This is a genomic window from Pseudomonas sp. Irchel s3a10, assembly GCF_900187525.1.
Lineage (GTDB): Bacteria > Pseudomonadota > Gammaproteobacteria > Pseudomonadales > Pseudomonadaceae > Aquipseudomonas > Aquipseudomonas koreensis_G.
Map to the genome: position 1 here is coordinate 874,441 of NZ_FYDR01000001.1, position 16,315 is coordinate 890,755.

Here is a 16,315-nt window from a genome sequence, read left to right on the forward strand (position 1 = left end):
GACCAGAGGGTCAACCCGTCCGTCAAAACGGCCCCTGCGTCATCACCCGCGTCTCGATGATGCTGCGCAGCGCAACGACCCGCTTCTGATACAGATCGGTCAAACAATCGAGCTTCGCGCCACAGGCCTTGCGGCTTTTGAGGAACTCCTGCTGCTCACCGATCAGCGCATCGCGCCCGCCCATCGGCAGCAGGCGTTTATCGAGGCTGAACAGCTCGCCCATGGTGACGTCCAGATCGTTCAGCGTGCGGTTGGCGCAGACGGCTTTTTCGTCTGCGGCTTTGGCCTTGGCGCAGTCGAAACTGGCGGCGTGTGCCGAATTGGCAGCGATCAGCAGCGCACAGCCGAGGGCGGCTGCGCTCACCCGTGAAATTTCTCGAACTCCCATCATGGCGTCGTATCCAACGTTGTAGGTCAATGGAGGTATGAGAAATGAAAAGCACTGACGATATCAAGCCTGCAACACCTCATAACGCGCCACCGCTCGACTCCTCGGGCAAACCGGTGGATGTGGTGCGCCGCGATCTGCAGGACAGCGACGACGACACCCGCGCCGTGGATGAGGTGATTACACCGACGTCCATTCGCGAAAAGGAACAGGACGCCGAGGAACTCAAGCGCAAGACCGATGAAATCGAACGCAAGGTCGCCGACGGCAACTGACGCGACGCTCCCCGTCCTGAATGTAGAGTTTTCTCCTCTCTGTCCCGGGTCTTCCTGCCCGGGACAACTCTCCCCCCTAGCCTGAAACCCTCGGTTTTATTGGGCTTTTCCTGTCTGCTTCAGCAATTTGTATTCACAGCCCAGCTTAATAATATTTTACCGATACACCCCTCCTGCCTAGTCTGACCGCAAGCAAAACAGACAAGCCTGAAGCGATCCGAATCCACTTGCCTTGCCAGGAAGGATGTAGAAATGACCACTGAAATAATAAAAACAGACACGCTTGTCGTGGGCGCCGGACAGGCGGGTGTGGCGATGAGTGAGCACTTGAGCAAACTCGGTGTGCCGCATCTGGTGCTGGAGCGCAGCCGCATTGCCGAACGCTGGCGCACCGGGCGCTGGGACTCGTTGGTAGCCAACGGTCCGGCGTGGCACGACCGCTTTCCGGGGCTGGAATTCGATGATGTCGATCCAGACGGTTTCGCCCCCAAGGAGCGCGTCGCGGACTATTTCGAAGCCTATGCGAAGAAATTCAACGCGCCGATCCGCACCGGGGTCGAGGTCAAAAGCGTGGTGCGCAATGTCGGGCGTCCGGGCTTCACCGTCGAGACCTCCGAAGGGGTGATCGAGGCCAGCCGCGTGGTCGCGGCAACCGGCCCGTTCCAGCGCCCGGTGATCCCGCCGATCGCGCCGCAAGACCCGCGTCTGTTGCAGATCCACTCCGCCGACTATCGCAACCCGCAGCAACTGCCCGCAGGCGCGGTGCTGGTGGTGGGTGCCGGTTCGTCGGGCGTGCAGATCGCCGATGAACTGCAGCGTTCCGGCAAACAGGTGTATCTCTCGGTCGGCGCTCACGACCGTCCACCGCGTGCCTATCGCAACCGTGATTTCTGCTGGTGGCTGGGAGTGCTCGGCGAGTGGGATCAGGCAGCGATGAAACCCGGCCGCGAGCACGTGACCATTGCGGTCAGCGGCGCACATGGCGGGCGCACCATTGACTTCCGTGGCCTGGCGCATCGCGGCATGACCCTGGTCGGCGTGACCGAGTCGTTCAATAACGGCGTGGTGACCTTCAAGCAGGATCTGCGCGACAACCTCAAGCGTGGCGACGAAAACTATCTGGCGCTGCTGGATGCCGCCGATGCCTACATCGAACGCAATGGCCTGGATCTGCCCGAAGAACCCGAGGCACGCGAAACCTATCCGGATCCCGAGTGCGTGAAACATCCGCTGCTCGATCTCGATCTGGCCAAGGCCGGGGTCACCTCGATCATCTGGGCCACCGGGTTCGCCGTGGACTATTCCTGGCTGCAGGTCGCAGCGTTTGACGACAAGGGCAAACCGCAGCACCAGCGCGGCGTGTCCAGCGAGCCGGGGGTGTATTTCCTCGGACTGCCGTGGCAGTCGCGCCGTGGTTCGTCGTTCATCTGGGGCGTGTGGCATGACGCCAAACACGTGGCCGACCACATCGCCACCCAGCGTAAATACCTCGATTACAAGGATGCCGAGCAGCGTGAAGCCGCCCTGCATTCGACCGCCAGCACCAAGGCCGCCCGTACCGTCGACGCTTGATTTCCCTCTTTCGCGGCGGTGCCCGGTGCGCCGCTGAACACCTAGTCTGGAGCTGTACATGAGCAAGCCAACCCACACCCGCATCCGTATGTTCAACACCAAGGACACCTACCCTAACCAGACCCTGGACAACGACCTGTGCCAGGCCGTGCGCGCCGGCAACACCGTGTATGTGCGTGGTCAGGTCGGTACCGATTTCGACGGTAACCTGGTGGGCCTCGGTGATCCGCGTGCACAGGCCGAACAGGCGATGCGCAACGTCAAACAGTTGCTGGAAGAAGCCGGCAGCGACATGAGCCACATCGTCAAGACCACCACCTATCTGATCGACCCGCGCTACCGCGAGCCGGTGTATCAGGAAGTCGGCAAGTGGCTCAAAGGCGTGTTCCCGATTTCCACCGGGCTGGTGGTGTCGGCATTGGGGCAGCCGCAGTGGCTGATGGAGATTGATGTGGTGGCGGTGATTCCCGATTAACCCTGAAAACCGAGTCGCGACATTCGCGAGCAAGCTCGCTCCCACAGGGAAATACATGCCAACTGTGGGAGCGAGCTTGCTCGCGAAGAGGCCCGCAAGGACAACAAATTCCTCGAAAGGAGTTAGACCATGACCTTTTCAATCGCAGCCCGTTGCCCCGAAACCGGCCAGTTCGGTGTCGCCATCAGTTCCTCCAGCATCGCCGTCGGCGCACGCTGCCCGTGGCTGCTGCCAGGGGTTGGCGCGGTGTCGAGCCAGAACATCACCCTGCCGTCCCTCGGCCCGGAAGTCCTCGCGCTGATGGAGCAAGGCCACGCGCCCGACGCGGCGCTGGACCAGGTGCTGACCCGCAACGGCTACAGCCAGTACCGGCAGATCACCGCGATCAACCACCTTGGCCAGACCGCGCACTTCAGCGGCGCACAAACCCTCGGCGTGCACAACGCAGTCTGCGGCGAGCAATGCGTGGCGGCTGGCAACATGCTCGCCGGGCGTGCGGTAATCGAGGCGATGGTCAGTGCCTTTGAGGACGGCGAAGGCCAGTTGGCCGACCGCTTGCTCAAGGCCTTGCACGCTGCACAAGCCCTCGGTGGCGAAGCCGGCCCGGTGCATTCTGCCGCTGTGGTGGTGGTCGGCGAACAGACCTGGCCGATCGTCAATTTGCGGGTCGACTGGGCGGACGCAGACCCGATCGGCCAGTTACAAAAACTCTGGGACGCCTATCAGCCGCAGTTGCAGGACTACATCGACCGCGCGCTCGACCCGGCCAAGGCACCGGGCTATGGCGTTGCCGGTGATGATCGATGAACAGCGTCGCGTTGCTCAGGACGCTGGTGGGCTTCGACACCACCAGCCGCGAATCCAACCTGCAATTGATCGAGTTCGTGCGCGACTACCTCGCTGGCTTCGATGTGCCGTGCGAGCTGATCTACAACACCGAGCGCAGCAAGGCCAATCTGTTCGCGACGATTGGCCCGGCCGAGCAACCGGGCATCGTGCTCTCGGGGCACACCGATGTGGTGCCGGTCGATGGTCAACCATGGACAGTAGCGCCGTTCGAACTCAGCGAACACGACGGCAAGCTGTTCGGGCGCGGCACCGCCGACATGAAGGGCTATATCGCCTGCGTGCTGGCCTTGGTGCCGGCGCTGGTCGCTGCAGACCTGCGCATGCCGGTGCACATCGCCCTGTCCTACGACGAAGAAGTCGGTTGCCTGGGGGTGCGCTCGCTGCTCGCCGAGCTGCAACAGCGCCCGGTCAAACCGCTGCTGTGCATCATCGGTGAACCCACCGAACTGAAACCGGTGCTCGGCCATAAAGGCAAACTGGCGATGCGCTGCGACGTGCACGGGCATCCGTGCCATTCGGCCTACGCACCGCTGGGGGTCAACGCCATCGAATACGCCGCCGAGTTGATCGGTGAGCTGGGGCGCATCGGCCAGCAACTGAAGGCCCCCGAGCATCACGACGCACGTTTCGATCCGCCCTACAGCACAGTACAGACCGGGGTGATCAGCGGCGGCAAAGCGCTGAACATCGTACCCGCCGATTGCCGCTTCGACTTCGAAATCCGTGCCCTGCCCTCGCAGGATCCGACCCTGGTCGCACAGCAGCTGCAAACCTACGCCGAGCAGCAAGTCCTGCCGCGCATGCGGGCAGTGAGTGAGCACAGCGCGATTCGTTTCAGTGAGCTGTCGGCCTATCCGGGCCTGGCCACCGATGCGCAGAGTCAGGCCGCGGAGCTGATCGCGGCGTTTTGCGGTTCACGGGAATTCGGCACCGTGGCGTTCGGCACCGAGGGTGGGCTGTTCGATGCGGCGGGTATTCCCACCGTGGTCTGTGGCCCCGGCAGCATGGATCAGGGGCACAAACCTGACGAGTTTGTCAGTCGTGCGCAACTCGATGCCTGCGATGCGATGCTGCAACGGATGCTGGCCTCGATTCGCGCCTGATCCTTTCGGCCTGACTGCCTGCCTTCAAGCGTGCAGTCGGGCCAATTCCTCACGGCAATGATCAACGAACAACTGCACCGGTTTGGTCAGTTGCACCCGACGCAGCCAGGCTGCCGACAAGCCCGAGCCAGTCACGGTTTCCGCCAGCGGCACGCACACCACTTTCTGCCCGTCGTAGGTGTATTCGCCGAACGGCCGGGTCACCAGAATCGAAAAGCCAAAACCGCGCCCGACCATGCCGCGCACCATCTCGATCGACGGTGAGCTGAAGACGATGTGCGGGGTCAGTCCGCGCTCCTCGAAAATGCTCACGAAGTAGGTGCGGCTGGGCACCACGTCGAGCAGGATCATCGGTTCCAGCACCAGATCGTGCAGCGAGACTTTCGCCTGTTGCGCAAAACGGTGGTCGGCCGGTAGCAACGCGTAAGGCTGCTGCGGCGGCATCAGCGGCGTGGTGTCGATGGTGGTGTCGAGGTCATGTTCGAAGAGCATCGCCACATCGATGCTGCCGGCGGTCAGCGCCTGCACCAGTTCCTGTTGTTCGCCATCGCGAATGCGGATTTCCACCCCTGGCCAGCGCTGCTTGAACCCGGCGATCAGGCGCGGCAGGTACAGCGGTGCCACCGTTTCGAAACAGCCGATATCGATCTGCCCGGAGACCACGTCATTGTCGGCCAGCGCGTTCTGCTCGAACTCATGCGCCACCCGCAGCAATTCCAGCGCCTTGCGATAGAAACGCGAACCACTGGGCGTCAGCGACACGCCTTGGGCGTGATGGCGGATGAACAGCTGCACGCCGAAGCTCTCTTCCAGATGCTTGATCGCGGTGGAGACCGACGGCTGGGCGATATAGAGCTTGCGCGAGGCTTCGGCGACGCTGCCGCAATCGGCGGTGGTGACGAAGTATTTGAGCTGGCGCAGGTTGTAGGCGGCCATATGAACCTCTGCAAGTGAGACGACGCTTTTGTGGTGAGGAGATTTATCTGTGGTCAGGGCATTTGTCTGTAGTCAGGGGTTCTGTGGTGAGGGGATTTATCCCCGATGGGGCGCGAAGCGGCCCCTGTTTCTAAAGTCAAAAGAGGGGCCGCTTCGCAGCCCATCGGGGATAAATCCCCTCACCACAGACAGCGTATATCCAGAAAAGAGAGAAGGTTGAACATACCGGACAGGCCCCCAGCCCGCGGCATATATTTTTTAAGGTCTGAAGCAACAAACTTACTAATTTATCTATCCCGAGCCTTTGCACATGATCGCTTCAACAAGAAATGCGCCGTCCGTGTCGGCGCTTACCGAAGTACGTCCACGTACTCATCCTTGCCTTGGAGTTCGTCATGTCCACCTCTGCAACAACATCCGCGCCGCTCATTGAAAAACACACGATAGGATACGTGCCCCCCGAAGATCGCCACGGAAAGGTCAGGGATCTGTTCACGCTGTGGTTCGGCGGCAACATCGCGCCGCTGCCCATCGTCACCGGCGCGCTGGGCGTGCAGTTATTCCACTTGAATCTGGTGTGGGGCATCGTCGCGATTCTGGTCGGGCATCTGGTCGGCGGCGTGCTGATGGCGCTGCACTCGGCGCAAGGCCCGCAGATGGGCATTCCGCAGATGATCCAGAGCCGCGCGCAGTTCGGCTCCCTCGGCGCGTTGCTGGTGGTGCTGATTGCCGGGGTGATGTACATCGGCTTCTTCGCCTCCAACATTGTGCTGGCCGGCAAGTCGCTGCACGGCGTGGTCGACAGCGTGCCGGTGCCGGTCGGCATCGTCATCGGTGCCCTCGGCTCGGGGATCATCGGCATCATCGGCTACCGCTTCATCCACGTGCTCAACCGCATCGGCACCTGGGTGCTGGGGATCGGCATCGTCGTCGGGTTCGGCTACATCTTCACCCATATTCAAACCGACGACTTCCTCACCCGCGGCAGCTTCAACCTCTCCGGCTGGCTCGCCACCGTGTCGCTCGCCGCGCTGTGGCAGATCGCGTTTGCGCCTTACGTGTCCGACTATTCGCGTTACTTGCCGGCCGACGTCAAAGTCTCCTCGACGTTCTGGGCCACGTATCTGGGATCGGCGCTGGGTTCGAGTCTGGCGTTCATCTTCGGTGCCGTCGCCGTGCTTGCGACACCCGTGGGCATGGACACCATGGATGCGGTCAAACTCGCCACCGGCTCGATCGGCCCGCTGATGCTGGTGCTGTTCCTGCTCAGCGTGATCAGCCACAACGCCCTCAACCTGTACGGCGCGGTGCTGTCGCTGATCACCCTGGTGCAGACCTTCGCCTACCGCTGGATCCCGACCGCCAAAAGCCGTGCGGTGATCTCGATCATCGTGCTGCTGGCCTGCTGCTTCGCCGCCGTCGGCGCGTCGAAGGACTTCATCGGTCACTTCGTCGACATGGTGCTGGTGCTGCTGGTGGTTTTGGTGCCATGGACCGCGATCAACCTGATCGACTTCTACGCCATCCACAAGGGCAAGTACGACATCCAGTCGATCTTCCAGGTCGACGGCGGTATCTACGGGCGCTACAACCCGCAGGCACTGCTGGCCTACGCGATCGGCATTGCGGTGCAGATCCCGTTCATGAACACCCCGCTGTACGTCGGCCCGGTGTCGGCGCACATCAACGGCGCGGACCTGTCGTGGCTGGTTGGGCTGCTGGTGACTTCGCCGCTGTACTTCTGGCTGGCCAATCGTGACAGCGCCTATCGGCGGCGGATGATGGGCGAGAAACTGGTGGGCAGTCTCTGAGATTGATTCGATGTAAAAAGTAGGCCCGCCATACGCGGGCCTTCTGCGTTGTGGTGTGGTATTTCTTGATGCCCCGACAGGCACCCACGAGACAGGGAAAACTCATGCTGCGAATTCTGGGCAAGGCGTCATCGATCAACGTGCGCAAAGTGCTGTGGACCTGCGCTGAACTGCAGATCCCGTTCGAGCGTGAGGATTGGGGCTCGGGCTTCAAATCCACCGACACACCTGAGTTTCTCGCCCTCAATCCCTGCGCCATGGTGCCGGTGATTCAGGACGGCGATTTCACCCTGTGGGAATCGAACACCATCATTCGTTATCTGGCGGGCAACTATGGCGGCGCAGACCTTTACCCCACCGAGGCGCGAACCCGCGCGCGGGTCGATCAGTGGATCGACTGGCAGGCGTCGGAGCTGAACCGCTCCTGGTCGTATGCGCTCATGTCGCTGGTACGCAAGTCAGCGGATTACCAGGACCGCGCCGCGTTGGCCAGCGGCGTCGAACAGTGGTCAAAGACCATGAGCATCCTCGATCAGCAGTTGCAGAAGACTGGCGCCTACGTCAGCGGCGAGCAGTTTTCCCTCGCCGATATCCCCATCGGGCTGTCGGTCAACCGCTGGTTCGAAACGCCGCTCGCGCATCCGGACTATCCCGCCGTCAGGGCGTATTACGAGCGTCTGAGTCAACGCGAAGGCTTCCGTCTCTACGGCAGAAACGGTACGCCGTGAAGCATGACCGTTGCTGCGTTGCGGCATGAGTGAAGTCGTCGACGCAGCTACTCTTCTGCACGCACCACCCCGCGCTCTTCCAGCAAACGCACGAACATGCTCAAGCTGCGCGACACCGTACCCCGGCGCCACACCAGCCAGGTGGTCAGGTAGCGAAAATCCGCCGTCAGCGGCCAGACACTGACCGTGGCGCTGCCGGGCATGCTCTGCAACATTTTGCGCGGCATCAGCGCCAGTCCAGCCCCGGCGCTGACGCAGGCGAGCATGCCGTGGTAGGACTCCATCTCGAAAATCTTGCCCGGCACGGCGGCGTCGGTGCTGAACCATTTTTCGAAGTGATGACGATAGGAGCAGTTGGAGCGAAACGCGTAGATGTTCTCGCCGTTCACATCCGCCGCGCGCTGCACAGGGGCGTGATTGAGTGGCGCGATGATGACCATTTCTTCCTCGAACGCCGGCACGCCTTCCAGCGCCGGGTGCAGCACCGGGCCATCGACGAATGCCGCCGCCAAGCGCCCGGCGAGTACGCCGTCGATCATTGTCCCGGACGGGCCGGTGGACAGATCCAGATCGACCTTGGGATGCAACTGGTTGTACGCCGCGAGCAGTTCAGGAATCCGCACCGCTGCGGTGCTTTCCAGCGAGCCAAGAGGAAACGCGCCCTGCGGCTCTTCACCGGCGACGGTGGCCCGCGCCTCCTGCACCAGATCGAGAATGCGCCGCGCGTATTCGAGAAAACTCCAGCCGGCGGGCGACAGGCGCAGACGGCTTTTCTCGCGAATGAACAGGTCGACGCCCAAGTCCTGCTCCAGCTGTTTGATCCGCGTGGTCAGGTTCGATGGCACGCGATGAATCTGCGCCGCCGCAGCGCTGATGCTGCCGTGCTCGGCAACGGCCTTGAAGATTTCCAGCTGCACCAGATCCACAGTCATTCTCCAATCGTGAAAGAAACGATCTTTATTATTCAGTTTCCAGAAAACAAACGCCACCCTACTCTAGGCCCATCCACTGAACTCGCAGGAGCCAGCCATGAGCCAGATTTCCAGCCAGACCCACGCCATCTCGATCAACCCCGCCAACGGCGAGCAGATCGCTCACTACGCCTTTGAATCCGCCGAAGCCCTCGACGCCGCGCTGACCCGCGCTGCGTTCGGTTTCTCGAAATGGAAACGCAAGCCGCTGCAGGATCGCTCCCGCGCCCTCACCGCCCTCGCCGGCGCCCTGCGCGAAACCGCCGAAGCCATGGCCAGCATGATCACCCTGGAAATGGGTAAGCCGATTACCCAGGCCCGTGGCGAAATCGAGAAATGCGCCAAGCTCTGCGAGTGGTATGCCGAACACGGCCCGGCGATGCTCGACGCCGAACCGACTCAGGTCGAAGGCGGCAAGGCCCGCATCGAGTACCGGCCGCTCGGCCCGATCCTCGCGGTGATGCCGTGGAACTTCCCGATCTGGCAAGTGCTGCGCGGTGCCGTTCCGGCGCTGATCGCCGGCAACACTTACGTGCTCAAACATGCGCCAAACGTGATGGGCAGCGCCTACCTGCTGCGCGACGCCTTTAAACGCGCCGGTTTTGCCGATGGCGTGTTTGAAGTGATCAACGTCACCCCGGAAGGCGTTTCCAGCGCCATTGCCGACCCGCGCATCGCCGCCGTGACTCTGACCGGCAGCGTGCGCGCCGGTATGGCCATCGGTGCTCAGGCCGGCGCCGCGCTGAAGAAGTGCGTGCTGGAGTTGGGCGGTTCCGACCCGTTCATCGTGCTCAATGATGCTGATCTCGACGAAGCCGTGCAGGCCGCCGTGATTGGCCGCTACCAGAACTCCGGCCAGGTCTGCGCCGCCGCCAAGCGTCTGATCATTGAAGAAGGTGTGGTCGAGGAGTTCACCCGCAAATTCGTCGAAGCCACGCGCAAGCTGAAAGTCGGCGATCCGCTGTCCGCCGACACCTACATCGGCCCGATGGCGCGTTTCGATCTGCGTGATGAACTTGATCAGCAAGTGCGCGACACCCTCGAAGAAGGTGCGACCCTGCTGCTCGGCGGTGGCAAGACCCAAGGCCCGGGCAACTACTACGAGCCGACCGTGCTGGCCGATGTCACCGACCGCATGACCTCGTTCAAACAGGAACTGTTCGGCCCGGTGGCGTCGATCATCACCGCCCGCGATTGCGCCCACGCCGTGGCCCTGGCCAACGACAGCGACTTCGGCCTGACCGCGACGATCTACACCGCCAACGTCGCACTGGCCCAGCAACTGACCAGCGAACTGGACACCGGTGGCGTGTTCATCAACGGCTACTCCGCCAGCGACCCGCGCGTGACTTTCGGTGGCGTGAAGAAAAGCGGTTTCGGTCGCGAACTGTCGCACTTCGGCGTGCGCGAGTTCTGCAATGCACAGACCGTGTGGCTGGATCGTAAATAACCCGAGACAACATCGTCCCTGTAGGAGCTGCGGCACGCTGCGATCTTTCGATTTTGATTTTTGAAGATCAAGATCAAAAGATCGCAGCCTCGTTTCACTCGACAGCTCCTACAGGGTGTTAAGTCGCGCATTGATTACGCGCGAGCGCAGTTGCCTTTAGGGCTTACAGATATTTCAGCCAGGCGATGTCACGGCGCCGCGATTTCAGCGCGGAAAACCAGCGCACCGCCGGATACAGCGTCACCGCCAACAGCAGCGACACCAGCCAGATCGTCGGCACCGAGTCGAAGCCGAAATAGCTGCCCTGATTCAGTCCGAACAGCGCCACGGCAATCACATATAGCACCTTCAGCACGTACAGGTGCAGCAGATAGAAGAACATCGGCGCTGAACCGAAGACCGTCAGCCAGCGAATCCAGCGCCGGGTCTGCAGCCGTTCGAACGCCAGCAACAAGAGCAATCCAATACTCACCGTCAGGGTGATGAACAGCAGCGACGGCGGGTACTTGGTGATGTTGAAAAACGCCATCAGCGTTTGCACGGTCGTGTCTTCAACCGCCCAGGGCTTTTCGCCGTATCCGTTGAGCAGCCGCAGCCCGACGAAACCCAGCAGTCCGGCAACACCGCCCAGCAACAGACTCTGCTGACGGCTACCGGCATCGGCCACACGGGCGAACCACGGGCCCAGCGCATAACCCAGACCGATCACGCCGATCCACGGCAACAGCGGATACGAAGTGCGCAAACGCAGACTGTCACCGACGTCGATCCAGCCCCGGTCATGCAGGATCGCCCATGGCACATGCAGTGCCGACTCCGGTGCGAAATGCAGGCCATCCAGCAGGTTATGCCCGGCAATGATCGCGAGGCTCAGCGTCAGCAGCAGCCAGCGCGGCAACCAGACCAGCAGCGACAAGGCGATCATGCTCAGGCCAATCGCCCAGATCACCTGCAGATAGATCACGCTCGGCGGCAACTGAAACGTCCACGCGAAGTTGACCAAGGTGAATTCCAGCACCACCAGAAACAGTCCACGCTTGAACAGGAAGGCACTGACATCGGCCTTGCCTGCGTACTTCTCGCCAAACAGCCACGCGGACAATCCGGTCAGCAACACGAATACCGGTGCGCACAAGTGCGCCAGGGTGCGACTGAAAAACAACGCTGGCTCAGTGCTGGCGATGTCCATCGGGTCGGACACCTGACGGTGCAGCAGAAACGTCTCGCGCACGTGATCCAGCAACATGAACAGGATCACCAGACCTCGTAGCGCATCAATGGACAGCAAACGGCCGGTCGGCGGCGGGTTGGAACGGGCACACGTAATCGTCATGGACATTTCGCCATCGAGTGGATGAATCGGGGATCGCGAACACAGGACCCGCCAAAAATTGGCGTTACTCTATAACATAAAAGGTCGTTTCCCAAGCCAAACGACATTTGCCCAATCACGTCAGGCTTCTATAGTGATCAGGCGCCCCCTGCCCTTTGCGCCTGCTGTCGAGCGTTGGCCATGACCTCAACCGAACACCTGATCATCTGCGAGCACTGCGATTGCGTGTACGAAAAAGTCGTGCTCGGCAAACACCAGAAAACCCTCTGCGTGCGGTGCGGCGGCGTGCTGCAGCGCTATAACGGCCTGACCGTCGAGCAGCGGCTGGCCCTGACGTTTACCGCCGCCATGCTGTGGCTGTTCGCCAATTTCTACCCGGTGATGAGCATCAGCATGAAGGGCCTGAAAAACAGCGCGACGCTGTGGGATTCGGTGCTGGCGCTGAGTCAGGGGCCGATCACCTTCATGGCGATGGTCGCGGCGATTTCGATCATCATCGCCCCGGCGTTTCAACTGGTGCTGCTGATCTGGGTGCTGGGTTTCGCCCTGTCATCGCGCCGGGCACCGGGCTTCAAGCTGTGCATGCGCTGGCTGGAAACCCTGCGCCCGTGGAGCATGCTCGAAGTGTGTCTGCTGGGGGCGATGGTCGCGGTGTTCAAACTCGCCGGGCTGCTCGATGTGTTGCCGGGCATCGGCCTGTTCGCCCTGGCGGTGCTGAGCCTGATGATGATCCGCATTGCCGGCCGCGACATTCGTGATCTGTGGGACATTCTATGAAGCGACCCGCGACCGCCAGCGAACTGAATCTGTGCCTGTGCCACAGCTGTGGGCTGGCTTGTGACATGACCGACGAGCCGCACGAGTGCCCGCGCTGCGATGCACCGCTGCATCGGCGCAAGACCAATTCCCTGACGCGCACTTGGGCCTATCTGTTCGCCGCGCTGGCGTTCTACGTACCGGCCAATCTGCTGCCGGTGATGAACACGGTGATGCTCGGCAACGGCGCCGACAGCACGATCATGAGCGGCGTGCTGGAGTTCTGGGAGGGCGGCGCGTGGGACATCGCGCTGATCATTTTCATCGCCAGCATCGCGGTGCCGGGGATCAAGTTCGTCGCCCTGTCGCTGCTGCTCATCACCGTGCAGCGGGGCAGCGACTGGGCGCGCCGCGAGCGTTCCAGGCTGTTCCGTTTCGTCGAGCTGATCGGCTACTGGTCGATGCTCGACGTGCTGGTGGTCGCACTGGTCGCGGCGCTGGTGAAATTCCAGGCGCTAGGCGATATCGAGCCACGCCCGGGCATCCTGTTTTTCGGCATGGTGGTGGTGTTCACCATGCTCTCGGCGATGAGTTTCGACCCACGGCTAATCTGGGACAACGCCCCGGACGACGAACCGCTCAGCGACGCACCATCTCAAGCAGCACCTGCAACGGATGGCGCAGCGCCCGATCCGACTGGCGCTTGACCTGACTGCGGCACGAATACCCGGTGGCCAGTGCTTCGCCCTGCTCCGCCGGTGCCTCGACCTGCCGCGCCCACGATTGCTCGTAGATCACCGCCGAAGTTTCGCGGTTGCGCGCTTCATGGCCGTAGGTGCCGGACATGCCACAGCAACCGGTGGCCTGCGTCGCCAGTTTCAGCCCGACTCGCTCGAACACTTGCTCCCACTGGCGGGTGGCGGCCGGCGCGTTGGTTTTCTCGGTGCAGTGTGCCAGCAGACGGAATGACCGGGCCGCGTCGGCAGTGGCCTGCTCCGGCATCACCTTGAGCAACCATTCCTGCACCAGCGCGACTTCCGGGCATTGGTCCATGCCGGGCACTTTCAGGTATTCCTGGCGATAGACCAGCGTCATCGCCGGATCCAGCCCCAGCAGCGGCACGCCGAGGTCGGCCAGCTCGCGCAATTGCCGGGCATTGCGCAACGCCGCGCGGTTGAACGCTGACAGGAAGCCCTGCACATGCAACGGCTTGCCGTTGGCACTGAACGGTGCCAAATACACCTGATAGCCGAGCCGCGAAATCAGCTCCAGCAGATCCGCCAGCAGCGGCGCCTCGAAGTAACGGGTAAAGGCGTCCTGCACCAACACCACACTGCGCTCGCGCTGGGTCGGGGTCAGCGCCGACAGATTGGTGACCGTCGCCGGCTGCACGTTCCAGCGGCGCAGCGCAGCGTGGAAATCAAAGCGGCTGAGCAACGGCACATCGACCATGCCACCGAGACGTTCCAACTGTTTGCGCACAAATGTTGCGCCCATCAAACCGTTGTACAGCGCCGGAATCCGCGCCATGTACGGAATGCTGTACTCCAGCGAAGCAATCAGATAATCCCGCGCCGGGCGCAGATAACGACTGTGATACAGCTCCAGAAACCGCGAACGAAACTCCGGCACGTTGACCTTGACCGGGCACTGCCCCGCGCAGGATTTGCACGCCAGGCAACCGGCCATGGCGTCATACACCTCATGGGAAAAGTCTGCGCTCTGCCCACGGCTGTTGCGCCAGCGCGTCAACAGGTTGCGGAAAAACGCCGGACGCCGGATCGCATCGGACAGCACATCCACCCCCGCCTCGCCTTGCAAGCGCAACCATTCGCGGATCAGCGACGCGCGGCCCTTGGGCGATTGCGCACGCTCGCGGGTGGCTTTCCACGACGGGCACATGGCGTCGTCGGGATCGAAGTTGTAGCAGGCGCCGTTGCCGTTGCAATGCAGGGCCGCGCCGTAGCTTTGCCAGACTTTTTCGTCGATCTGCCGGTCGAGTTCGCCGCGCAGGGTCACTTCGTCGATCTTCAACAGCTGCGCATCGGTATTGGCCGGGGTGGCGATCTTGCCCGGGTTGAACTGGTTGAACGGGTCGAACGCGGCTTTGAGTGCCTGCAACGCCGGGTACAACTCACCGAAAAATGCCGGCGCGTATTCCGAGCGCAGCCCCTTGCCGTGTTCGCCCCACAACAGGCCGCCGTAGCGCTGGGTCAGCGCGGCGACACCGTCAGACACCGGACGCACCAGCGCCGCTTGCTGCGGATCCTTCATGTCGAGAATCGGCCGTACGTGCAACACGCCGGCATCGACGTGGCCGAACATGCCGTACTGCAAACCGTGGCTGTCGAGCAGTTCACGCAGTTCGGCGATGTACTCGGCCAGGTGCTGCGGCGGCACTGCGGTGTCTTCGATAAACGGCTGCGGCCGCGCTTCGCCGGCAACGTTGCCGAGCAGGCCGACTGCGCGCTTGCGCATGCCATAGACCTTGTTCACTGCCGCTTGGCCGACCGCCAGCGTATGGCCGAGGCGTTCGACGGTGGTGTCGCTGCTCAAGTGTTCGAGGAAGGCTTCGACCCGGCGTTGCAGATCTTCAGGATCGTCACCGCAGAATTCCACCAGGTTAATCCCCAGTGTTGGCCGCTCGGCGCTTTCCGGGAAGTACTCGGCGACGCCGTGCCAGACGATGTCCTGCATCGCCAGCAGCAACACCTTGGAGTCCACGGTTTCAATCGACAGCGGCTTGAGCGCCATCAACGCCCGGGCATCGCGCAACGCATCCATGAAACCGGCGTAGCGAATGTTCACCAGCATCGTGTGCTTGGGGATCGGCAGTACGTTGAGCTTCGCCTCAACCACAAACCCCAGCGAGCCTTCAGCGCCGCACAGCACGCTATTGAGGTTGAAGCGATTGTCCGCCTCGCGCAGGTGCGCCAGGTCGTAGCCGGTCAGGCAGCGATTGAGATCAGGGAAACGCTGCTTGATCAGCTCACCCTGCTCATCAATGATCTGCCGCGCACAACGATAGACTTCACCCACCCGATCTTCACGGGCACACAACGCTGTCAGGTCGTCTTCCGCCAACGCGGCACCGTGCAGGCGTTCGCCGCCGCGCAGGATCATGTCGAGTTCCAGCACGTGGTCGCGAGTCTTGCCATAGGTGCAACTGCCCTGGCCGCTGGCGTCGGTGTTGATCATGCCGCCGACGGTGGCGCGGTTGGAGGTCGACAGTTCCGGGGCGAAAAACAGTCCGGCGGATTTCAGTGCGGCATTGAGCTGATCCTTGACCACCCCGGCCTGCACCCGCACCCAGCGCTGCTCGGCGTTGATTTCCAGAATACGGTTCATGTGCCGCGACAGGTCAACGACGATGCCATCGGTCAGCGACTGGCCGTTGGTGCCGGTGCCGCCGCCACGGGGAGTGATCACCACTTTCTGATAAGCCGGCTCGGCGATCAGCCGTGCGACCCGCGCCACATCCTCCGCATCCATTGGAAATACCGCTGCTTGCGGCAGACGCTGATAGATCGAGTTATCGGTGGCGAGCACTACGCGACTGGCGTAATCGGCACTGATCTCGCCACGAAAACCACTGGCTTTCAGGGCTTTGAGGAACTGTTGGTAATCGGCGGTCAATGCAGTGGCGGGCGACAGCTGGGCAATCATCG

Annotated in this window: 15 protein-coding genes; 10 read left to right on the top strand and 5 right to left on the bottom strand. The window is 62.1% G+C overall.

Annotated features, from left to right (window positions below; all coding sequences use genetic code 11):
- Positions 1-22: 22 nt before the first annotated feature.
- The gene (locus CKW11_RS03765; protein ID WP_095136456.1) at positions 23-391 is read right to left on the bottom strand and encodes a lysozyme inhibitor LprI family protein; all 369 of its coding nucleotides are present in this window, start codon (positions 389-391) and stop codon (positions 23-25) included.
- A 41-nt stretch (positions 392-432) separates the two neighbouring features.
- Between CKW11_RS03765 and CKW11_RS03770 the strand changes: the two genes are divergently transcribed.
- The 5 genes from CKW11_RS03770 (at position 433) to argE (ending at position 4,662) form a co-directional block, all read left to right on the top strand.
- Positions 433-663 carry a hypothetical protein gene (locus CKW11_RS03770; RefSeq protein WP_095136457.1) on the top strand — a complete coding sequence of 77 codons (231 nt, stop codon included), beginning with the start codon at positions 433-435 and terminating at the stop codon, positions 661-663.
- Positions 664-915: 252 nt separating this feature from the next.
- The gene (locus tag CKW11_RS03775; protein WP_095136458.1) at positions 916-2,235 is read left to right on the top strand and encodes an NAD(P)/FAD-dependent oxidoreductase; all 1,320 of its coding nucleotides are present in this window, start codon (positions 916-918) and stop codon (positions 2,233-2,235) included.
- A gap of 58 nt (positions 2,236-2,293) precedes the next feature.
- The gene (locus tag CKW11_RS03780) at positions 2,294-2,710 is read left to right on the top strand and encodes a RidA family protein (RefSeq protein ID WP_095136459.1); all 417 of its coding nucleotides are present in this window, start codon (positions 2,294-2,296) and stop codon (positions 2,708-2,710) included.
- 129 nt (positions 2,711-2,839) lie between these two features.
- Positions 2,840-3,517, top strand: a complete 678-nt coding sequence (locus CKW11_RS03785; RefSeq protein WP_095136460.1) for a DUF1028 domain-containing protein — start codon at positions 2,840-2,842, stop codon at positions 3,515-3,517.
- Entirely contained in the window at positions 3,514-4,662 is a 1,149-nt protein-coding gene (gene argE / locus CKW11_RS03790) for an acetylornithine deacetylase (RefSeq protein WP_095136461.1), read from the top strand. The genes CKW11_RS03785 and argE overlap by 4 nt, the downstream gene beginning before the upstream one ends.
- A gap of 24 nt (positions 4,663-4,686) precedes the next feature.
- On the opposite strand, the gene CKW11_RS03795 is transcribed toward argE, so the two are convergent.
- On the bottom strand, positions 4,687-5,598 hold the full coding sequence (locus CKW11_RS03795) for a LysR family transcriptional regulator (RefSeq protein ID WP_095136462.1): 912 nt from the start codon (positions 5,596-5,598) through the stop codon (positions 4,687-4,689).
- 395 nt (positions 5,599-5,993) lie between these two features.
- On the opposite strand from CKW11_RS03795, the gene CKW11_RS03800 reads away from it, so the two are divergent.
- Positions 5,994-7,409 (top strand): cytosine permease, encoded by a 1,416-nt coding sequence (locus CKW11_RS03800; RefSeq protein ID WP_095136463.1) that lies wholly within the window; start codon positions 5,994-5,996, stop codon positions 7,407-7,409.
- Between the two features lie 104 nt (positions 7,410-7,513).
- Positions 7,514-8,137, top strand: coding sequence for a glutathione S-transferase family protein (locus tag CKW11_RS03805; RefSeq protein WP_095136464.1), 624 nt, complete (start codon positions 7,514-7,516; stop codon positions 8,135-8,137).
- 47 nt (positions 8,138-8,184) lie between these two features.
- On the opposite strand, the gene CKW11_RS03810 is transcribed toward CKW11_RS03805, so the two are convergent.
- On the bottom strand, positions 8,185-9,063 hold the full coding sequence (locus tag CKW11_RS03810) for a LysR family transcriptional regulator (RefSeq protein WP_095136767.1): 879 nt from the start codon (positions 9,061-9,063) through the stop codon (positions 8,185-8,187).
- A 103-nt stretch (positions 9,064-9,166) separates the two neighbouring features.
- Here CKW11_RS03810 and CKW11_RS03815 point away from each other — a divergent pair, with 103 nt between their 5' ends.
- Complete coding sequence (locus CKW11_RS03815; protein WP_095136465.1) at positions 9,167-10,558, top strand: aldehyde dehydrogenase family protein; 1,392 nt, start codon at positions 9,167-9,169, stop codon at positions 10,556-10,558.
- 163 nt (positions 10,559-10,721) lie between these two features.
- Here CKW11_RS03815 and CKW11_RS03820 read toward each other — a convergent pair whose 3' ends face one another.
- Positions 10,722-11,891, bottom strand: coding sequence for a DUF1624 domain-containing protein (locus CKW11_RS03820; RefSeq protein WP_095136466.1), 1,170 nt, complete (start codon positions 11,889-11,891; stop codon positions 10,722-10,724).
- 180 nt (positions 11,892-12,071) lie between these two features.
- On the opposite strand from CKW11_RS03820, the gene CKW11_RS03825 reads away from it, so the two are divergent.
- Entirely contained in the window at positions 12,072-12,668 is a 597-nt protein-coding gene (locus tag CKW11_RS03825) for a paraquat-inducible protein A (protein WP_095136467.1), read from the top strand.
- Positions 12,665-13,354 (top strand): paraquat-inducible protein A, encoded by a 690-nt coding sequence (locus CKW11_RS03830; RefSeq protein ID WP_095136468.1) that lies wholly within the window; start codon positions 12,665-12,667, stop codon positions 13,352-13,354. Before CKW11_RS03825 ends, CKW11_RS03830 begins: the two co-directional genes overlap by 4 nt.
- On the opposite strand, the gene CKW11_RS03835 is transcribed toward CKW11_RS03830, so the two are convergent.
- Positions 13,287-16,313 carry an FAD-binding and (Fe-S)-binding domain-containing protein gene (locus tag CKW11_RS03835; RefSeq protein ID WP_095136768.1) on the bottom strand — a complete coding sequence of 1,009 codons (3,027 nt, stop codon included), beginning with the start codon at positions 16,311-16,313 and terminating at the stop codon, positions 13,287-13,289. The two genes, CKW11_RS03830 and CKW11_RS03835, sit on opposite strands and share 68 nt — an antisense overlap.
- Positions 16,314-16,315 lie beyond the last annotated feature (2 nt).

Excerpts from the sequence above, each read along its gene's own strand:
- CKW11_RS03780 (WP_095136459.1), top strand. The coding sequence starts at position 2,294 with ATGAGCAAGCCAACCCACACCCGCATCCGTATGTTCAACACCAAGGAC.
- CKW11_RS03765 (WP_095136456.1), bottom strand. The coding sequence starts at position 391 with ATGATGGGAGTTCGAGAAATTTCACGGGTGAGCGCAGCCGCCCTCGGC.
- CKW11_RS03805 (WP_095136464.1), top strand. The coding sequence starts at position 7,514 with ATGCTGCGAATTCTGGGCAAGGCGTCATCGATCAACGTGCGCAAAGTG.
- CKW11_RS03830 (WP_095136468.1), top strand. The coding sequence starts at position 12,665 with ATGAAGCGACCCGCGACCGCCAGCGAACTGAATCTGTGCCTGTGCCAC.
- CKW11_RS03775 (WP_095136458.1), top strand. The coding sequence starts at position 916 with ATGACCACTGAAATAATAAAAACAGACACGCTTGTCGTGGGCGCCGGA.
- CKW11_RS03795 (WP_095136462.1), bottom strand. The coding sequence starts at position 5,598 with ATGGCCGCCTACAACCTGCGCCAGCTCAAATACTTCGTCACCACCGCC.
- CKW11_RS03825 (WP_095136467.1), top strand. The coding sequence starts at position 12,072 with ATGACCTCAACCGAACACCTGATCATCTGCGAGCACTGCGATTGCGTG.
- CKW11_RS03785 (WP_095136460.1), top strand. The coding sequence starts at position 2,840 with ATGACCTTTTCAATCGCAGCCCGTTGCCCCGAAACCGGCCAGTTCGGT.
- argE (WP_095136461.1), top strand. The coding sequence starts at position 3,514 with ATGAACAGCGTCGCGTTGCTCAGGACGCTGGTGGGCTTCGACACCACC.
- CKW11_RS03835 (WP_095136768.1), bottom strand. The coding sequence starts at position 16,313 with ATGATTGCCCAGCTGTCGCCCGCCACTGCATTGACCGCCGATTACCAA.
- CKW11_RS03815 (WP_095136465.1), top strand. The coding sequence starts at position 9,167 with ATGAGCCAGATTTCCAGCCAGACCCACGCCATCTCGATCAACCCCGCC.
- CKW11_RS03820 (WP_095136466.1), bottom strand. The coding sequence starts at position 11,891 with ATGACGATTACGTGTGCCCGTTCCAACCCGCCGCCGACCGGCCGTTTG.
- CKW11_RS03800 (WP_095136463.1), top strand. The coding sequence starts at position 5,994 with ATGTCCACCTCTGCAACAACATCCGCGCCGCTCATTGAAAAACACACG.
- CKW11_RS03770 (WP_095136457.1), top strand. The coding sequence starts at position 433 with ATGAAAAGCACTGACGATATCAAGCCTGCAACACCTCATAACGCGCCA.